Source organism: Streptomyces sp. NPDC057302, assembly GCF_042667685.1.
Lineage (GTDB): Bacteria > Actinomycetota > Actinomycetes > Streptomycetales > Streptomycetaceae > Streptomyces.
This window is the reverse complement of the sequence record NZ_JBHUZJ010000129.1, coordinates 1-16,492: the sequence shown is the minus strand read 5'-3', so window position 1 is coordinate 16,492 and position 16,492 is coordinate 1. Positions and strand designations below refer to the sequence as shown.

Below are 16,492 nucleotides of genomic sequence, written 5' to 3'. Positions count from 1 at the left end.
GGCCACTGCTGAGCAGTGGCCCCGGCCTTCGTGCTGTTCCGGGCCGCCCGCCGCGGGCGGCCCGGGTGCGATCAGCGGGGCGGGAGCTGCGGGTCGTCCGGGTGCGCGCCGCGGTCCTGGCGCTCGTCCTCCCTGATGACCTCGCCCTGGACGACCTTGCCGTCCGGGCGGTGCATGCGTGCCTGCTGGAAGGCGTCGCCCAGGCCGCCCTGGGTGGTGGCCTCGCGGACCTTGCGCTCGAAGGTCTTCTCCGCCGTTCGGCTGACGGCCTTCTGGACGGGCGGCACCAGCAGGAGCAGTCCCAGGGCGTCGGAGATCAGCCCCGGCAGGATGATCAGCAGGCCGCCCAGCATCGTCAGGGCGTTGCCACCGCCCCGCTCGGAGGGGTGCGGTGCCAGACCGCCCTGTTGCTGCTGTTGCACCGCCTCGCTCAGTTCGCGAAAGGCGCGGCGGCCGGCCCGCTTGATGACCATGCCGCCGAGCAGCACACCGGCCACGAGCAGCAGGAACACCGTGAGCCCGCCCGCGGCTCCCGCCACCACCGTGAGCAGCCAGATCTCCAGGACCAGCCATGCGGCGACGCCGAGGGGCAGGAACCTGAGGACGCGGGAGCGCCGGGGCCGGGCGGGTCGGGTGGGCGGTACGCCAGTCGTCATGGCTCCAGTGTGCCTGGACCCGGCTCAGACCGGCATAAGGGGGATGCTCGGCAAGGACATGCTCGACGGGCCTCTGCCGCCGGTCGAGCGGCGCTCAGGGCTTTCCGCCAATGCGGCGCTCAGGGGTTCTTGCGGTCCTTCCGGGGGTCCTGGGACCCCTCGGCGTCCTTGCGGCCCAGCGCGCGGCCCACGCGGCCGACCCGCTCCCCCACGCCCCACGCCGTGACGCGCCACAGCGCCTCGGCGACGATGTCCTGGCTCATCTTGCTGTCGCCGAGCTCCCGCTCGATGAAGGTGATCGGCACCTCGACCACGTGGTAGCCCGCCTTGATCGCCCGGCGTGCCAGGTCGACCTGGAAGCAGTAGCCCTGCGAGGCGACCTCGTCGAGGCCGATGCCTTCGAGGGTCTCGCGGCGGAAGGCGCGATAGCCGCCGGTGACGTCACGGATGGGCACGTCGAGCATCAGCCGGGAGTACGTACTGCCGCCGCGGGAGATGTACTGGCGGTACTTGGGCCAGTTCACGATCCGCCCGCCGGGCACCCAGCGCGAGCCGAGGACGAGGTCGGCGCCCTTGAGCGCGGTGAGCAGCCGGGGCAGCTCCTCGGGCTGGTGGGAGCCGTCGGCGTCCATCTCCACGACCACTCCGTAGTCGTTGTCCAGGCCCCACTGGAAGCCCGCGAGATAGGCCGCGCCGAGGCCTTCCTTGCCCTTGCGGTGCAGCACGTGGACGTGGTCGTCGTCGACCGCGAGCTCGTCGGCGATCTTGCCGGTGCCGTCGGGGCTGTTGTCGTCGGCGACGAGGATGTGCGCCTCGGGCACGGCGACCCGGACACGGCCGACGATGGACTGGAGGTTCTCCGCCTCGTTGTAGGTCGGAATGATCACCAAGGCCATGCCGAGCGGGCCGAACTGCCTCCCCTGGTCACCGGTTTCGGAGACCCCACCGCCGTCGTTCACTACTGCCCCTTCGTTCGTACGCAGAGGACCACCATAGTGGCCGCTTCCATCAAGGCCACGGCGGCACGGGCGGTTGAGGGGAGTACTGCGGATCGGGGCCCGGCACACCCTTCGGGCCGACCTGGGGCCCGCTGGCTGCGGGTCGACCGAGAGCCGTTGTCTACTGAGCGTCCGGGCCCCACCCGGGTCACACCTGCCGGCCCGGTGGAACGTTCCCTCGCATCCGCGGCGCGGGCGCTGGACCTGGCTCCCAGTGGTGGTGCGCCGGTGCGGCACACCGCCCATGGCCCAGCGGCGTTCGACGGTTGCGTGGAGATTCTCCGGTCGGACGTCCTGTGGTGGACCCGGCCGAACCTACCGGCCGACGGCGGCGTTCTGTCAATAGCCGTTTGAGCTGGGACGATTCCAAAAACAGCCAGGTCAGTGCCGAGGATACGCAGGTCGTGCGACGCGCCAACGGACCGCGATCGGCGGTACGCACCGCCGGGACATCACTCTTGTGGCCGTACGAAGACCGGCTTTCCGAAGACGACCGTGCGCAGGCAGACGGGGAGTTCGGCGCCCGGCGTCAGGTCGGGCAGACCGGGGGTGCCGGAGCGTGGATCGGTCGACCAGCGCGCGACCCGGTCGTCCGGGGCCTGGACCACCAGATCCGCGGTCCGCCAGACGGCGTAGTCAGCGGGCGCTCCCGGCACCAGGACGCCCGCGTCGTCCCTGCCGATGGCCCGCCAGCCGCCCCGGGTGTGGGCGGTGAACGCGGCGCGCACCGACACCCGGTGCTCGAGGGTCTGGTGGAACGCGGCGGCGCGGACGGTGCCCCAGGGGTCGAGCGGGGTGACCGGGCTGTCGGAGCCGAAGGCCAGCGGGACGCCGGTGCGCAGGAGGGCCGCGTACGGGTTGAGGGTGCGGGCCCGTTCGGCGCCAAGGCGCTGGACGTACATGCCGTCGTCGCCGCCCCACAGGGCGTCGAAGGCGGGCTGCACGGAGGCGGTGAGGCCGAGTTCGGCGAAGGCGGCGATCGTCTCCGGGGTGAGCATCTCGGCGTGCTCGACGCGGTGCCTGGCGGCGCGCACGCGGGCCAGGCCGACCTTCTCCGAGGCCGCGCGGATGCCCTCGACGACCGCGGTCACCGCGGCGTCGCCGATGGCGTGGAAGCCCGCCTGGACCCCCGCCTCGGTGCACGCGACGACGTGCGCGGCGACGGCGGACGCGTCCAGGTAGGCGGTGCCGGTGTGGCCGGAGTCGGCGTACGGCTCGTGCAGGCAGGCGGTGTGCGAGCCAAGGGCGCCGTCGACGAAGAGATCGCCCGCGGCGCCGACGGCACCCAGTTCCTTTGCACGGGCGACGCCTTCCGCGCCCTGCTGGGCCCAGTAGCCGACGACGCGGGGACCGGCCTCGTCGGCGGCCAGACGGAGGAGACCCGTGAGGTCGTCCTCGCCGGAGATCTCCGGGCCCGCGCACTCGTGCACGGAGCCGATGCCGAGGGACGCGGCATGCCGCAGGGCCGCACGCTGGGCTTCGGTGCGCTGCTGCGGGGTGAGGGCGCCGAGGGCGGCGGCGCGCACCGCGTGGTGGGCGTCCGCGGTCAGCGGCGCGTCCGCGTGGAAGCCGGTGCGCCCGGTGACACCGGGGACGAGGTCGAGCAGCGCGGTGCTCACGACGGCCGAGTGGACGTCGATGCGCGAGAGGTAGAGGGGACGCCCGCCGGACGCCTCGTCGAGTTCGGTGCGCGTGGGCGGGCGGCCGTCCGTCCAGCGGGCGGCGTCCCAGCCGTGCCCCAGCAGGACGCGGTCGTGCGGCCTGGCGGCGGCGTGTCCGCGTACGAGCGCCAGCGCGTCGCCCAGGGAGCGGCAGCCCGTCAGGTCGAGTCCCGTCAGGGCCAGTCCGGTCGCCGTGGTGTGCACGTGCGCATCGGTGAACGCGGGAGTGACGAGGGCTCCTTCGAGGTCGAGGACCTCGTCCACGCCGTCGGCGAACGCGTCGGCGGCGCCCTCGGATCCCACCCAGGCCACGTGCCCGCGTTCGACGACCATCGCCGTGGCGAACGGATCTGCGGGGCTGTGGACGTCTCCGCCGCGCAGCAGCACGGTGCGGTGGCCCTCAGGGCCGTTCTGGGGGGTGGTGCTCTCGCTCATGGGACCAGTCTGGCCCCTCGGGGTGCGGGCCCCGCGCAGGGGTCGCCCACGGGCCGCTCAGACCTGCGGGGGCCTGGCCTCGTACGGCGTGGAGAGCACGACCGTGGTCCGCGTGGAGACGCCGGCGAGTGCGCGCAGGCGGCTCAGCAGGTGTTCGAGTTCCAGGGGGGTCGCGACGCGCACCTTGAGGATGTAGTTCTCGTCGCCCGCCACGCTGTGGCACGCCTCGATCTCCGGGACGCCCGCGAGGCGTTCGGCGATGTCGTCGGGCGCGCTGGGGTCGAACGGCTTCACCGAGATGAACGCCGTGAGCGGCAGCCCGACGGCTTCCGGGTCCACCACGGCGGCATAGCCCCGGATGACGCCTCGCTGCTCAAGGCGGCGCACACGCTGGTGCACGGCCGATGTGGACAGGCCCGTGGCCTTGCCCAGGTCGGTGTAGCTCATCCGCCCGTCCTTGACGAGCAGCTGCACAATTTGTCGGTCCAGCTCCTCCATGCGCTGAACCTACAGGGCTCTTGATCCCTCCGGATACCTGTCGGCACGGCGGCGGCATCTTCTCCGGGCATGTGACGAACGCCACATACCTGTGACCGTGTCCAAAGGGATGCCACGATTACCTCTACGACGGGACGGGAAGTGCTTGCTGTGGTCGAGGCCGCAGCGCCTTCTCGGCCCACCCAAGGGGGAGAATCCCATGCAGAACTTGAAGCGCCCCGGTCGCCCTGCCCGCAGCAAGCAGCAGCGCTCCGATGAATCCGCGTCGGCACTCGTATCGGAGGGCGTCGAACCGGGTGAATCCGAGTTCGACGCGTACAACACCTTCGAGATGTACCGAGTGACGTGCCCGGACTGCGCACAGCCGATCGCGCTCCTGGCCGACGAGGACGTCCTGCCCGAGCACGCGCTGTGCGCCACCCGGTGGAATCCGTTCGGCCTGACGGTGTGTGCGGGCACGGGCCGCCCGGCGGCCGACGCGGAGCCCGCGGACGAGACGATGGAGGCTCAGGAGCAGGACACCGCCCTGCTCCTGACGCTGCCTCAGGGACTCGACTGGCGTACGCAGCCCTTCTCGCACGTCGGCGGCCAGAGCTCGCGCCCGCGCCGCGTGCCGGAGCAGGACGGGCGCTCCGCGGCCTGACGTCTACCAATAGCTGCCCTGCACCATGGCCTCCAGGCTGGCGTGGTGCAGGATCAGCGCGTCCGGGTCCTCGGGGACCGCGGCCTCGCCGAAGTGCACCTGGCGGTAGGCGACGCGCAGCATGACGATGGCGTGCCGCAGCGCCGCGTACAGCGTGTGGAAGTCCATGTCCCGCGGTGTGTGGCCGGTGAGCCGGGCGTAACGCTCCTCGATGCGGTCCCGGCGCAGGAAGCCGGGCAGGCCGTCCTGCCCGAAGCTCACCGTGAGGTCCTGGAAGAAGCGGTGCAGGTAGACCATCCAGCCGAGGTCGACCTCGCGGGGTGCGAGCGCCGCCATCTCCCAGTCCAGTACGGCCGCGGGGTCGAAGCCGTCGTAGATGACGTTCCCGATGCGCGCGTCACCCCAGTTGAGGACCGTCTCGCCCTCGTCGGCGGGCCACCAGTCCTCGAGCCGGTCGAAGGCGCTCTCGATGAGGGGCGAGCGGGGCAGGCCGTCGACCACCCAGTCGTAGTACGCCCGTTGGGCGCCGACGTGTCGGCGCAGCGGGCTGCCCTCGCCCGGCAGGGTCAGGAACTCGGCCTCGGCGACGGGCACTTGGTCGTGGAGGTGGGCCAGGAGCCCGATCGAGGCCTCCTCCAGGTGCGCACGTTCGGCGTCGGTCGCCGCATGCAGCCAATTCCCGTCGTACGTATAGGGCATGACGTCCGGCGGCACGCGCCCCTCGATCCGCTCCATGACGAAGAAGGGTGCGCCGAGCGGCCCCGGATCCTCCTCCAGCCACAGCACGCGCGGCACGGGCAGGTCGGTGTGGTCGGCGACGAGCCGCATCGTGCGGTGCTGGCGCGGAAGGTCGTAGACCGGGAAGATCGTGTACGCGGCCGGGTCCGCCGCCACGCGCAACGCGCAGGCCCGCAGCGGCGGTTGAGGGTGCTCGATGTCGAAGAGGAGGGTCTCGCTCGACATGCCGTTGGACTCGGGGGCCCGCACGCCGGTGGCTTTGGCGCCGGGCAGCCGCGCGCCGAGCCAGGCCGTGAGCCTGCGGGCGAGCTCCTCCGGGTCGCGGGTGGTGGTGCGGGGACGCGGTGCTGTCGCCATCGCGGAGCTCCTCTCAGCTGTACATCTCAGGAACCGTGGATCTCAGAGGGCCGTGGATCTCAGAGGGCCGTGGATCTCAGGGATCGGCGCACCTCAGGGGGCCACGGAGTCGAAGCCGGTGAAGCCGCTCGGGTCGTGGCGGCCGAAGCTGCCGTGCTCGAAGATCCCGTACCCCGTCTGCCCGCCCAGGGTGAAGCGGGCGGCGTGGTCGATGACCCCGTACGCGGCCCGGGGGTGCGCCTTCGGGTCCGACAGGTCGTAGTCGCGGCGGTCGGTCCAGCCGCGCCCCTGCCAGGTGCCGTGCTGCCAGTCGTCGGCGGGCGGATAGCCGGCGCCCACCGCGAGCGGCAGGGAGGTGAGGACCTCGACGCCGAGCTCCAGCGGCTTGCGTCCCTCGGGGTCGGTGAGGTGGATGACGGCGCTCTCGGGGTGGCGGGTGCCGGAGCGGTAGGTGATGTCGGCCTGGGGCCAGCCGAGTTGACGGTCACGCGCTCCGGGGCGTACGAGCGTGGCCTCGTTGAGGGTGCGGTAGCCGTCCGCGTCCTCCTGGGCGATGACCATCAGGAAGCGGTCCTCGAAGCGCACCGGGCTCCAGATCCAGTGGAAGCCCTCGGTGCCGAACTCCTCCTCCAGGCGACCGCGTTCCTCGCCGGGGATCGGCCGCACGCCCCAGCTGCGGTCGCGGGTCGCGGTCCACTCCCCCGCGCTCACCGGTATCTCGTCGCCGCCGACGCGGATCACCCCTTCGCAGCCGCCCGCCTGGACGAAGCGGCGCCCTTCGAGGGAGAGCCGGTCGCCGCGCCGCTGGATGTGGTGCGGCTCCCAGAGGGCGGGGAAGCCGGCGGTCCAGGTGATGTCGTACGAGAGGGAGTCGGGGTCGTCGGGATCGGCGGCGCAGCTCAGACGCAGGCGCCGCAGCGGCTCCTCGACGGTGATCGTCAGCGGACCGACGGAGAGGTTCATCCGGTCTTCGCCGAGCGCGTCCGACGCGCGTACGGCGTGGAGCGTATCTCCTCTGCGCAAGGTGGCGTAGGCGTCGATGACACCGACGTTCGGGTAGACGCCGAGCCCGAGGATGAGGAGCGCGCGGCCCTCGTGGTCGAAGAGGTGGAAGATGCAGCGGTCGTAGGCATTGCGGTCGCCCGTCGCGACCTGCTTCATGGACAGCGGCACCTGATGGATCGGGTACTCGTCGAGCGGAACGGGTCGGTCGTCGGCCACGGCAAACCTCCCTGGGCGCACGGCAGTTGACGGGCCCACGCGGATGCGGGACCCCCGGCGCGGAGTTGACGGTACGTCAGACCACGTGCCGGAGCCAGACACGTGTCAGCCCGCGTTCGCGAAGGGAGCGGGTCCGTACGGATCGCGCGGGGCGCGGCGTCGCGGGGGCACTGGCGGCGGGGGCCGTGGGAGCAATTGCCGGGCGTCGCGGGGGTGTTCACCCAGCCCCACGAGGGGCGCTTGCCGGGCCTCGCGGAGGGGGGCGTTTGCCGAACCTCACGAGGGGCGCTCGCCCGGCCTCGCGGAGGGGGGCGTTTGCCGGGCCTCGCGGGAGGGCTATTCGCCGAGCCTCACGGGGAGCGCTCACCGCACCTCGCCGGGCGCCGCGAGAAGCGCCCCGAGCCGCGCCGCGAGCCGTGCTGCGAGCCGCGCCGCGGCCCACCCACGAGCGGCATGGGTCACTCACGAACTGACGCTCGAATCCCGCGAGCGGTGACCCGCTCCCCGCGGTGCGCGTTGGCCCCGTATGACCACCCCCACGCCGATGCCCGTCTCGCACCCGCCGACCGGCCGCCGCAGGCGCACCCTCCTGACGGCTGCCCCGCCCACCGAAGAATCGGTTCCTCAGTGGCCCCAGCGCCCTCAGCCGACGCAGTACTCACAGCCGCCGCAGTATTCCCAACCGCCGCAACAGCCGCCCCAGCCTCAGCCGCCGCAGCTACAGGATCCGCCCATCTACCGCGCCCTCATCCGCAGCTGGGCCGAGCGGGGCAAGACCCTGCCGGGGCGGCACGACCCGGAGTGGGTGCGGCTCGCGGCGCCGCTGGTCAGGCACGGCCAGTTCAGCGCGACTCGGGACCCGCGAGGTGACGTGCGATGACCATCCGCTGGATCTGATTGGTGCCCTCGACGATCTGCAGCACCTTGGCCTCGCGCATGAAGCGCTCCACCGGGAAGTCCGCGGTGTAGCCATAGCCGCCGAGCACCTGAACGGCGTCCGTCGTCACCTTCATCGCGGCGTCCGTGCACAGCAACTTGGCCATGGCCGCCTGCTTGGAGAACGGCCTGCCCGCGTCGCGCAGCCGCGCCGCCGCCAGGTAGAGCGCCCGGCCCGCCTCGATCTGCGTCGCCATGTCCGCGAGCATGAACCGAAGGCCCTGGAAGTCCGCGATCGCCCGCCCGAACTGCCGCCGCTCCGTGGCGTATCGAAGCGCCTCGTCGAGCGCCGCCTGCGCCACGCCGATCGCACAGGCCGCGATGCCCAGCCGCCCCGAGTCGAGCGCGGAGAGCGCGATCGCGAAGCCCTGGCCCTCCTCGCCGATGCGGCGGGCGTCACAGACCCGTACCCCGTCGAAGTTGATCTGGGCGGTGGGTGAGCCCTTCATGCCCATCTTCTTCTCGGGCAGCGCCGCGTGCAGGCCATCGGCGTCGCCCGGCACCAGGAACGCGGAGATGCCGCGGGCGCCTTCGCCGCCGGTGCGGGCCAGGACGGTGTAGAAGTCGGCGACGCCGCCGTGCGTGATCCATGCCTTCGTACCGGTGATCACCCAGTCGTCGCCCTCACGCACGGCCTTCGTCCGCAGGGACGCCGCGTCCGAACCCGACGCGGGCTCGGAGAGGCAGTACGCCCCGAGCAGGCCGCCGCCCAGCATCCCGGGAAGGTGCGCCGTCTGCTGCTCCTTGGTGCCGTACCCGGCGAGCGCGTGACAGGACAGGGAGTGGACGCTGACGCCGAGACCCACGGTGAGCCGGGCGGCGGCGAGCTCTTCCAGGACCTGGAGATAGACCTCGTACGGCTGGTCGCCGCCGCCGAATTCGGAGGCGTACGGAAGTCCGAGCAGTCCGGACTCGGAAAGAAGGGTGAAGACTTCGCGCGGGAAGTGCCCGGCGTCCTCCTCCTCGGCCGCGCGGGGAGCTATCTCCCGCTGGACGAGTTCACGGACGAGCGAGAAGAGATCCCGCGCCTCGTCTGTGGGCAGCTGACGGTCAACCGGCTGCTGCAAGGTTCGCTCAGGCATGGCGATCGCATCCTCCCTTTCGGCACTGCGGCGGGCCCGCGGGGTAGTGCGGCGCCACCGTGTCTCACGGCCAGGCCGGTGGTGCCCTCCCGGGTCGCGGAAGGCGCTGTGACCAGCGGCTGTGGCGCGTTGAGTATGCCCGATCAGCGGCGGCCAGTCACTAGTTAACGACCGCTTACTCAAAAGATAGCCGACGGCCGCAAGAGGGGCGCGGAATTGGTCCGAACCATTGACCCCACTGGTCTAGTCCTCCTAGAGTCCAGCCGAGCGCTTTACCGCGTTCATGCCAATTCAACGTTCACTCACGTCGTCTGGCACCCGCAGGTCAACAGCACCATGTCCCCCCATGCGCCCTCTCCCCCCACGAGGAGAAACGATGCTCAGACCGCACCTCCCCCGCGCCCCCTTCCGGGCGCTCGTCGCCACCGCGTGTTGTGCCGTGCTCGGCGGGGGCCTGCTCGCAGGCGCGGGCACCGCCGCCGCAGGGCCCGACACCGGGTCCGAGAAGGCCGCGAGCTCCGCGGCAGCCCGTTCCGATGCCGCCGTCGGCTCCAAGGCCGCAGCCGGTTCCAAGGTCGTCGGATACTTCACCGAGTGGGGTGTCTACGACCGGAACTACCACGTCAAGAACATCGAGACGTCGGGATCGGCCGACAAGCTCACGCACATCAACTACGCCTTCGGCAACGTCCAGGGCGGCAAGTGCACAACGGGCGACGCCTACGCGGCGACCGACAAGGCGTACACCGCCGACCAGTCCGTCGACGGCAAGGCCGACACCTGGGACCAGGAGCTGCGCGGCAACTTCAATCAACTGCGCAAGCTCAAGGCCAAGCACCCGAACCTCAAGGTCCTCTGGTCCTTCGGCGGCTGGACCTGGTCCGGCGGCTTCACCGAGGCCGCCAAGAACCCCGCGGCCTTCGCCCAGTCCTGCTACGACCTGGTCGAGAACTCCAAGTGGGCCGATGTCTTCGACGGCATCGACATCGACTGGGAGTACCCCAACGCCTGCGGCCTGACCTGTGACACCAGCGGGCGCGCCGCGTACAAGGACCTGATGTCCGCGGTGCGTTCGAAGTTCGGCGGCGACAACCTCGTCACCGCGGCCATCCCGGCCGACGCCGAGGAGGGCGGCAAGATCGACGCCGCCGACTACGCGGGCGCCGCCCAGTACGTCGACTGGTACAACCCGATGACGTACGACTACTTCGGCGCATGGGACGCGAAGGGCCCGACCGCCCCGCACTCGCCGCTGAAGGCGTACGAGGGCGCGCCCAAGGCGACGTGGAACACCGACGCCACGATAAAGAAGCTCCAGGGTCTCGGCGTCCCGTCCGACAAGCTGCTGCTCGGCATCGGTTTCTACGGCCGTGGCTGGACGGGCGTCACGCAGAAGGAGCCCGGTGGCACCGCGACCGGCGCCGCCGCGGGCAAGTACGAGGCGGGCATCGACGACTACAAGGAACTCAAGACCAAGTGCCCGGCCAACGGCACGGTCGGCGGAACCGCGTACGCGCACTGCGGGACCAACTGGTGGAGCTATGACACCCCGGCCACCATCGCGGGGAAGATGGACTACAAGAACCAGGCGGGCCTCGGCGGCACGTTCTTCTGGGAGCTCAGTGGCGACACGGCCGACGGCGAACTGATCAAGGCCATCAACTGATCTGTCGTACGCGGTAGTTGGGGCGGGAGCCGACGGCTCCCGCCCCTTCCTCATGCCTCAGGCCCGATGCCTCGGACCTCGGACCTCACGGCCGCGGCGGAGCCGGGAAGGACGGCTCGAACTCCTCGATGACGCGCAAGGAGTCGCCGAGGGTCCGCACGAGCAGGTCGCAGACCGTCTCGCGCGCCAGGCCCTGCCGGCCGATCCAGTCGAGCGTGACGCCCTCGACGCTGCACAGCCAGCCGAGCAGCGCCGTGCGCGCGAGCTCCGGGATGTCGCGGCGGCCGTACGCCCCGTCGGCGATCGCGTCGATCAGCGCCTTGCGCACCCCGTCGCGTATGGCGTGCACCTCGGCGTCGAAGCCGACGCCGCCGCTGATGATGGTGCGGTACGCGGCCTGATGGTGTTCGGCGTAGCGCAGATAGCCGTCGACGGTGCTGTGCACGCGCTCCACGGGCGGCAGGTCGTCGTGGCGTCCGGCGCGCGCGACCAGTTCCGCCACGGAGTCCTCGATGATCGCGAGGTAGTAGCCGCGCTTGGATTTGAAGTAGTAGTAGATCAGCCCCTTGGCGACGCTCGCCTGCTTGGCGATGTCGTCCATCGAGAGCGCGTCGTAGGACGTGTCGGCGAACAACTTCCGCCCGATGGTGATGAGTTCGGCGCGGCGCGCCACGGAGCGGTCGGTGCCGCGTGCCTGCGGGCGGGCGTCCACGGGACGGCCTGCGTCGCGCTGTTGACTATTATTCAATTTCGGCCCTAGTCTCCAACTGCCTCGGGTGTGCGCAGTATGGCAGAAGCGTGCCACCTGCCGGTTCGCTGCCCGAAGGCGCGCATCACCGCACTCCCCCTACGCACGTGGACGACGTACGGGAGGAAGACCCATGAGCGCAGCGCGTACCCCTTTAGGTGAAGGCAGAACCTCCTGGAAGAAAACGGCCGTCGTGGCCCTGCCGGCCGTCCTGGCCGTCGGAGCGATGGCCTCCGTGATGGCCGAGGGGGCGCTCGCCGCCTCCTTCGCCGTCTCCGGCACCAGCTTCCAGGTCTCGTCCGGCAAGCTCACCAGCCAGGGCCTGTCCTCCTACGTACAGACCGACCGGGACATCGACGGCAAGGGGCACCCGGTGGCGCTCCTCGGGATCGGTGACGCGACCCTGTCCGACATCTGCCAGGCGGCCGAGGTCAAGACCCCGGTGGGCACCGTGGTGTTCAAGCTGACCGCGGGCGGCGCGGCGGGCCAGGTCACCGCGAGCAACCTCATCATCGACGGCGAGGACCTGGAGGGTGACGCCCGCTTCGGGACCGCCGAGATCGGCCGGGACGCCTCGACCCTGGACGAGGTGCCCGGGGTCAAGGGCGAGAAGGGGAAGTTCGGGCTGCAGGCCGGGGACATCACCGTCTCCGGGGTGAAGTCCCACGCCTGGTCGGCGACCGGCGGGAACTTCCGGCTCAAGGGCATGAAGCTCGACGTCAGCATCGGCGGCAAGAAGTGCTTCTGACCGGCGGCCGCAGAGCCGGGGTCAGAGCGTGGGGCAGAGACGGCGGCGGCTGGCTCGACGAGCGGCTGCCGCTGCGTGAACCACGCCGGGTGCTGCGCGGATGGCGGCGCACCCGGCCCTTCTGGGGCGGGCTGCTGCTGATCCTCGGCGGCGCCGAGCTGCTCCTCGTGCCGCTGTCGCCGCTGACGGTCCTGGTCAGCCTGGGGCTCGGCGGCCTCGCGGCGATCGGCATCGGCCTCGCCCTGATCGCCGCCGGGATCTTCCTGTGGCTCCTGCCGCACGCCCACCACTATGTGAGCGTCAACGCCCTGATCCTGTCGGTGCTTTCGTTCGCGGCGACCAACCTCGGCGGGTTCCTGGTGGGCATGGTGCTCGGCATCGTGGGCAGCGCGATGGGCTTCGGCTGGACGCCGGTGCCCCAGGACACGGAAGCGGATCCCGAGCGGCCGCCGAGGGTGCGGGACGGGCAGGGCACGCGGACCCTGGGCATCCTGCTTCCGGTGCTCCTCGTGGGGGCTACGCTGTGGGGCGGCACTCCGGCGAGGGCGGCGCCCGGCGACGCGGTCGTGGCGGCGAGGACACCGCCGACGATCACCACCACGCTCTTCTCGCCGCAGGGCTTCATCCTGGCCGGCGTACGCGAGATCCCCACGGCCGACGGCCCGTTGAAGGTGATGGTCCTGAAGATGAAGGCCGCCTCGCTGACCGACTACCGGATGAAGACGCGCGACGGATCCGACGAACTCGCCCTGGGCGCGGACACCTTGGACCTCAGCGGCTCCGTCACGCTCTATCTGACCAAGTTCAAGGGCTGCCTCGAAGGGCTGCTCTGTCTGACCTTCACGCCCGACAAGCTGCCGGTGCCGCCCGTCGTGCCGCCGTTCGTCTTCATGACCGACGTCGAGGCCGAACAGGCCCTCGTCACCTCGGACTTGATCGTCGCGGGCGGGCTCACCCTGCGGGCATCGGCATGATCCAGATCCAGTCCGCGCTCTTCTGGGCGTACGCGATCGGGGCGACGTTCGCTCTCGCGGCGGGGCGCCAGCTCCAGGTGTGGGAGCGGATCAACGCGGGCGAGGGACCGCGCACGCGCAGCCGCGCCGCCAATCCGTATCTGGCGCTCACGGCGCTCTTCGCGGCGGTCCTGATGGTGCCGACGGGCCTCTTCCTGCTCTGGCAGAACCCGGCGTGGGCGACGATGCACGTCGCGCAGGGGCACGAGGGGGTGTGGGCGGGGTTCGTGCTCTTCTACGCGGGCGGGATTCCCGTGGCCGCGATCCTCGGGTTCCTGGTGGCGCAGGCGCTCGTCCTGGTGGGGGCGGGCTACTGGGCGTATCTCCAGTGCGTGGGCGGGTACTTCCTGCTCTTCGGGACCCTGATCCACGGCTGGGACGGCAGGGGCTACGAGCGGCTCTTCTCCCCCGACGCGCGGGACTTCGCCGACTGGCGGCGGGACAGCGTCGTCAACCACGTACTGGACTTCCTGACGTCCGGGACGTTCCTCGCGCTGCTCGTGTTCGGCGCGGCCGTGATCGGCACGATGCTGCTGACGGAGATCGGCTGGCTGATGGAGGGCTGGTCACTGCCCGGCGCGGACGAGGACCGCAAGGTGCACCGGTTCCTGGCGATCGCCATCGCGGCGGCCGGGGTCTACGGCCTGCCGTTCGTCGGCGCGCTGATCGCGAGCGTCCTCGTGCGCCTCCTGGGCGGCTGGATCGGCCTGCCGCTGTTCGCGGTCCTCGCGGGGCTCACGCTGCTGTCGCGGCGCTCGCCCGTGCGCTGGCTCTACGGCCTGGTGGGCGTACCGCACCGGCACTGGCGGGCGGATCTCGATCCGGGCCCGTACGGCGACAGCCACGAGACCGGGGTCACATCAGACCGGTCTGCGTGACGAGCATCGCCAGGACGACGACGAGCGTCCAGCCGAGGACGTGCTCGAGCACCTTGGGGCCGTCTTCCTTGGGCCCGCCGGTGCGCGTGGTCGCGCGGGGCTGTGCGGAGGCAGTGGCTGTGGCAGCGGTCATGGCATCACTCGATAGGTATGCGTCCCGCCTCTCGGCGTGACGTCCGGCAGTGGACTTCCCCCCACTGACCCGTCCACCTTGCCATCGGAAGCGACTGCCGCGGGCGAGAGCTTGGTCACTCAAAGGCCGGATTCCGCGCAACTCGGGCCGTGTGCCGTGCGTCTCACTACCAGCGGTGGGGCACACCCCCAGGCGCACCCCCGCCGACTCGTCCGCGCAACCTTCCGACCGAAAGGTTTCCGATGAGCACGAACCGGATGGGCACGTACCGGACGCCCCGCCGCAGAGCGCGGCTCGCCCTCGCGGCCGCCGTCACCGTGACGGCGGCCCTCACCGGCACGGTGTCGCAGGCCGCGCCTTCCGCATCCGGCACCCCCGGGCCCGGCGCGCCCGGCCTGGGCGACCCGATGTTCCCGCTGGACGGGAACGGCGGGTACCGCGTCGACCGCTACACCCTGGACTTCGACTGGCAGGCCCCCAAGACGCCGTTCGAGGCGACGGCGACGATCAGAGCGACCGCCACCCAGTCGCTCTCCCGCTTCAACCTGGACTTCGGGGGCAACACCCTGCACGGGGTGAAGATCGACGGCTCGGCCGCGCGCACGTCCCGCGACGGGGACGAGCTGACGGTCACGCCCAAGTCCTCGATCGCGAAGGGGCGTACGTTCACCGCCAAGGTCACGTACACCGCCGACCCGACGCAGACGCGGCACCGCGACGACGCCATCGAGGACTACGGATGGATCCCCACCGCCGACGGCACGGTGGTCTATCCGCAGCCGAACGGAGCGCGGCTGATCTTCCCGGCCAACGACCATCCCAGCCAGCGGGCGCCGATCACCTTCCGCATCACCACGCCCAAGGATCTGACGGCGGTGGCGAACGGCAAGCTGGTCGATCGCGCGGAGCGTCCCGGTGACCGGGTGCGCTGGACGTACGACTCCGAACAGCCGCTGTCCACGCAGCTGGTGCAGATGGCGATCGGCAAGTTCAAGCTCGTCGACGGCAAGGGTCCCGGCGGGCTTCCGCTGCGGGACGTCGTCCCGGACGCACTGGTCGAGCCGACGGCGGAGTACCGCAAGCTCACTCCCGACCACCTCACCTGGCTCCAGAGCAAACTCGGCCCCTACCCCTTCAACCGCTACGGCCTCCTGGTCGGCGACACGGACCTGGCCGTCGCCCTGGAGACCCAGACGCTCTCGCTCATCCCGAAGGCCGACCTCCTGGGCACGAAGGTCGACGCCGAGCGGAACATGGTGCACGAGCTGACCCACCAGTGGTTCGGCGACAGCGTCGCCCTGAAGGGCTGGTCCGACCTGTGGGTGAGCGAGGGGCACGCCCGCTTCTACGAGCGGATGTACTCCGAGGAGCACGGCGGCGACAGCTTCGAGGCCGCCATGAAGACCGCCTACGCGGCCCACGACCAGTGGCGCCGCGACTACGGCGCCCCCGCCGAGCCGACCGAGCCGAACCTCTTCAAGCGCATGCGGTACGACGGTTCGGCACTGGTCCTCTACGCCCTGCGGGAGCAGGTCGGCGACGCCACGTTCCAGAAGATCGAGCGGGCGTGGGTGAGCGGCTTCCGGGGCAGGACCGCGAGCACGCAGCAGTTCATCGACCTGGCGTCGAAGGTCGCGGGCCAGGACCTGGAGGGCTTCCTGCATCCGTGGCTGTACGGCTCGAAGACGCCGCCGATGCCGGGGCACCCGGACTGGGTGGTGGATCCGGTCCAGGGCTGAGGACCGTCCGCCGGGTTCCGTCGTCCGGCGGCGGCGTTCGTGTGAAAGGGCCTGTCGGCCGCTCGTACGGAGGGATCCGCGGCTGATCCGTGGTTACGGTGGGCCCCCGTCGAGCTGGGAGGTCTGATGCCGGACCAGGACCACGAGCAGGAGCGGAAGCGGCCCGAATTGCTGGGCACGGAGATGCGGGAGGCGACACTGCCCGACGGCTCCCAGGCGGTGATCGTCGTGCGGGCAGGCACGTCCCAGGCCGAGGTGGACGAGAAGGCGGCCCGACTGCGCCGGGGCACACCTGACGCGAAGTAGCCCGATCAGCGCGACGGCCCCTCCCACACGTGTGGG

Annotated in this window: 16 protein-coding genes; 7 read left to right on the top strand and 9 right to left on the bottom strand. The window is 71.1% G+C overall.

Annotated features, from left to right (window positions below):
• Positions 1-71 precede the first annotated feature (71 nt).
• From fxsA to ACFUPX_RS42320, 4 genes are all read right to left on the bottom strand, one after another.
• On the bottom strand, positions 72-656 hold the full coding sequence (gene fxsA, locus ACFUPX_RS42335) for an FxsA family membrane protein (protein WP_383334764.1): 585 nt from the start codon (positions 654-656) through the stop codon (positions 72-74).
• Between the two features lie 119 nt (positions 657-775).
• Positions 776-1,615: a polyprenol monophosphomannose synthase gene (locus ACFUPX_RS42330; protein ID WP_383334762.1), complete on the bottom strand. Its 840-nt coding sequence runs from the start codon at positions 1,613-1,615 to the stop codon at positions 776-778.
• A gap of 491 nt (positions 1,616-2,106) precedes the next feature.
• Positions 2,107-3,750: an amidohydrolase gene (locus ACFUPX_RS42325; protein ID WP_383334760.1), complete on the bottom strand. Its 1,644-nt coding sequence runs from the start codon at positions 3,748-3,750 to the stop codon at positions 2,107-2,109.
• Between the two features lie 57 nt (positions 3,751-3,807).
• Complete coding sequence (locus tag ACFUPX_RS42320; protein ID WP_030789227.1) at positions 3,808-4,248, bottom strand: Lrp/AsnC family transcriptional regulator; 441 nt, start codon at positions 4,246-4,248, stop codon at positions 3,808-3,810.
• Positions 4,249-4,447: 199 nt separating this feature from the next.
• Here ACFUPX_RS42320 and ACFUPX_RS42315 point away from each other — a divergent pair, with 199 nt between their 5' ends.
• Complete coding sequence (locus tag ACFUPX_RS42315) at positions 4,448-4,891, top strand: hypothetical protein (RefSeq protein WP_383334758.1); 444 nt, start codon at positions 4,448-4,450, stop codon at positions 4,889-4,891.
• A gap of 3 nt (positions 4,892-4,894) precedes the next feature.
• On the opposite strand, the gene ACFUPX_RS42310 is transcribed toward ACFUPX_RS42315, so the two are convergent.
• From ACFUPX_RS42310 to ACFUPX_RS42300, 3 genes are all read right to left on the bottom strand, one after another.
• The gene (locus tag ACFUPX_RS42310) at positions 4,895-5,986 is read right to left on the bottom strand and encodes a phosphotransferase family protein (protein ID WP_383334756.1); all 1,092 of its coding nucleotides are present in this window, start codon (positions 5,984-5,986) and stop codon (positions 4,895-4,897) included.
• A 93-nt stretch (positions 5,987-6,079) separates the two neighbouring features.
• The gene (locus tag ACFUPX_RS42305) at positions 6,080-7,207 is read right to left on the bottom strand and encodes a hypothetical protein (protein ID WP_383334754.1); all 1,128 of its coding nucleotides are present in this window, start codon (positions 7,205-7,207) and stop codon (positions 6,080-6,082) included.
• Positions 7,208-8,049: 842 nt separating this feature from the next.
• On the bottom strand, positions 8,050-9,408 hold the full coding sequence (locus ACFUPX_RS42300; RefSeq protein WP_383334752.1) for an acyl-CoA dehydrogenase family protein: 1,359 nt from the start codon (positions 9,406-9,408) through the stop codon (positions 8,050-8,052).
• Positions 9,409-9,601: 193 nt separating this feature from the next.
• Between ACFUPX_RS42300 and ACFUPX_RS42295 the strand changes: the two genes are divergently transcribed.
• On the top strand, positions 9,602-10,891 hold the full coding sequence (locus ACFUPX_RS42295; protein WP_383334750.1) for a glycoside hydrolase family 18 protein: 1,290 nt from the start codon (positions 9,602-9,604) through the stop codon (positions 10,889-10,891).
• A gap of 85 nt (positions 10,892-10,976) precedes the next feature.
• Here the strand turns inward: ACFUPX_RS42295 and ACFUPX_RS42290 are convergent, their stop codons facing one another.
• Positions 10,977-11,639, bottom strand: coding sequence for a TetR/AcrR family transcriptional regulator (locus ACFUPX_RS42290; RefSeq protein ID WP_383334748.1), 663 nt, complete (start codon positions 11,637-11,639; stop codon positions 10,977-10,979).
• Between the two features lie 133 nt (positions 11,640-11,772).
• Here ACFUPX_RS42290 and ACFUPX_RS42285 point away from each other — a divergent pair, with 133 nt between their 5' ends.
• The 3 genes from ACFUPX_RS42285 to ACFUPX_RS42275 are packed head-to-tail and all read left to right on the top strand — an operon-like array spanning position 11,773 to position 14,278.
• Entirely contained in the window at positions 11,773-12,387 is a 615-nt protein-coding gene (locus ACFUPX_RS42285; RefSeq protein WP_383334746.1) for a DUF6230 family protein, read from the top strand.
• Entirely contained in the window at positions 12,378-13,361 is a 984-nt protein-coding gene (locus ACFUPX_RS42280) for a DUF6114 domain-containing protein (RefSeq protein ID WP_383334744.1), read from the top strand. The genes ACFUPX_RS42285 and ACFUPX_RS42280 overlap by 10 nt, the downstream gene beginning before the upstream one ends.
• On the top strand, positions 13,358-14,278 hold the full coding sequence (locus ACFUPX_RS42275; RefSeq protein WP_383334742.1) for a hypothetical protein: 921 nt from the start codon (positions 13,358-13,360) through the stop codon (positions 14,276-14,278). The genes ACFUPX_RS42280 and ACFUPX_RS42275 overlap by 4 nt, the downstream gene beginning before the upstream one ends.
• Here ACFUPX_RS42275 and ACFUPX_RS42270 read toward each other — a convergent pair.
• Entirely contained in the window at positions 14,256-14,411 is a 156-nt protein-coding gene (locus tag ACFUPX_RS42270) for an SCO1431 family membrane protein (RefSeq protein WP_383334740.1), read from the bottom strand. The two genes, ACFUPX_RS42275 and ACFUPX_RS42270, sit on opposite strands and share 23 nt — an antisense overlap.
• Positions 14,412-14,653: 242 nt before the next feature.
• On the opposite strand from ACFUPX_RS42270, the gene ACFUPX_RS42265 reads away from it, so the two are divergent.
• Both ACFUPX_RS42265 and ACFUPX_RS42260 read left to right on the top strand, forming a co-directional pair.
• Positions 14,654-16,150, top strand: coding sequence for a M1 family metallopeptidase (locus ACFUPX_RS42265; protein WP_383334738.1), 1,497 nt, complete (start codon positions 14,654-14,656; stop codon positions 16,148-16,150).
• Positions 16,151-16,276: 126 nt separating this feature from the next.
• Positions 16,277-16,456, top strand: coding sequence for a hypothetical protein (locus tag ACFUPX_RS42260; RefSeq protein WP_383334736.1), 180 nt, complete (start codon positions 16,277-16,279; stop codon positions 16,454-16,456).
• The last annotated feature ends 36 nt before the right edge of the window (positions 16,457-16,492 follow it).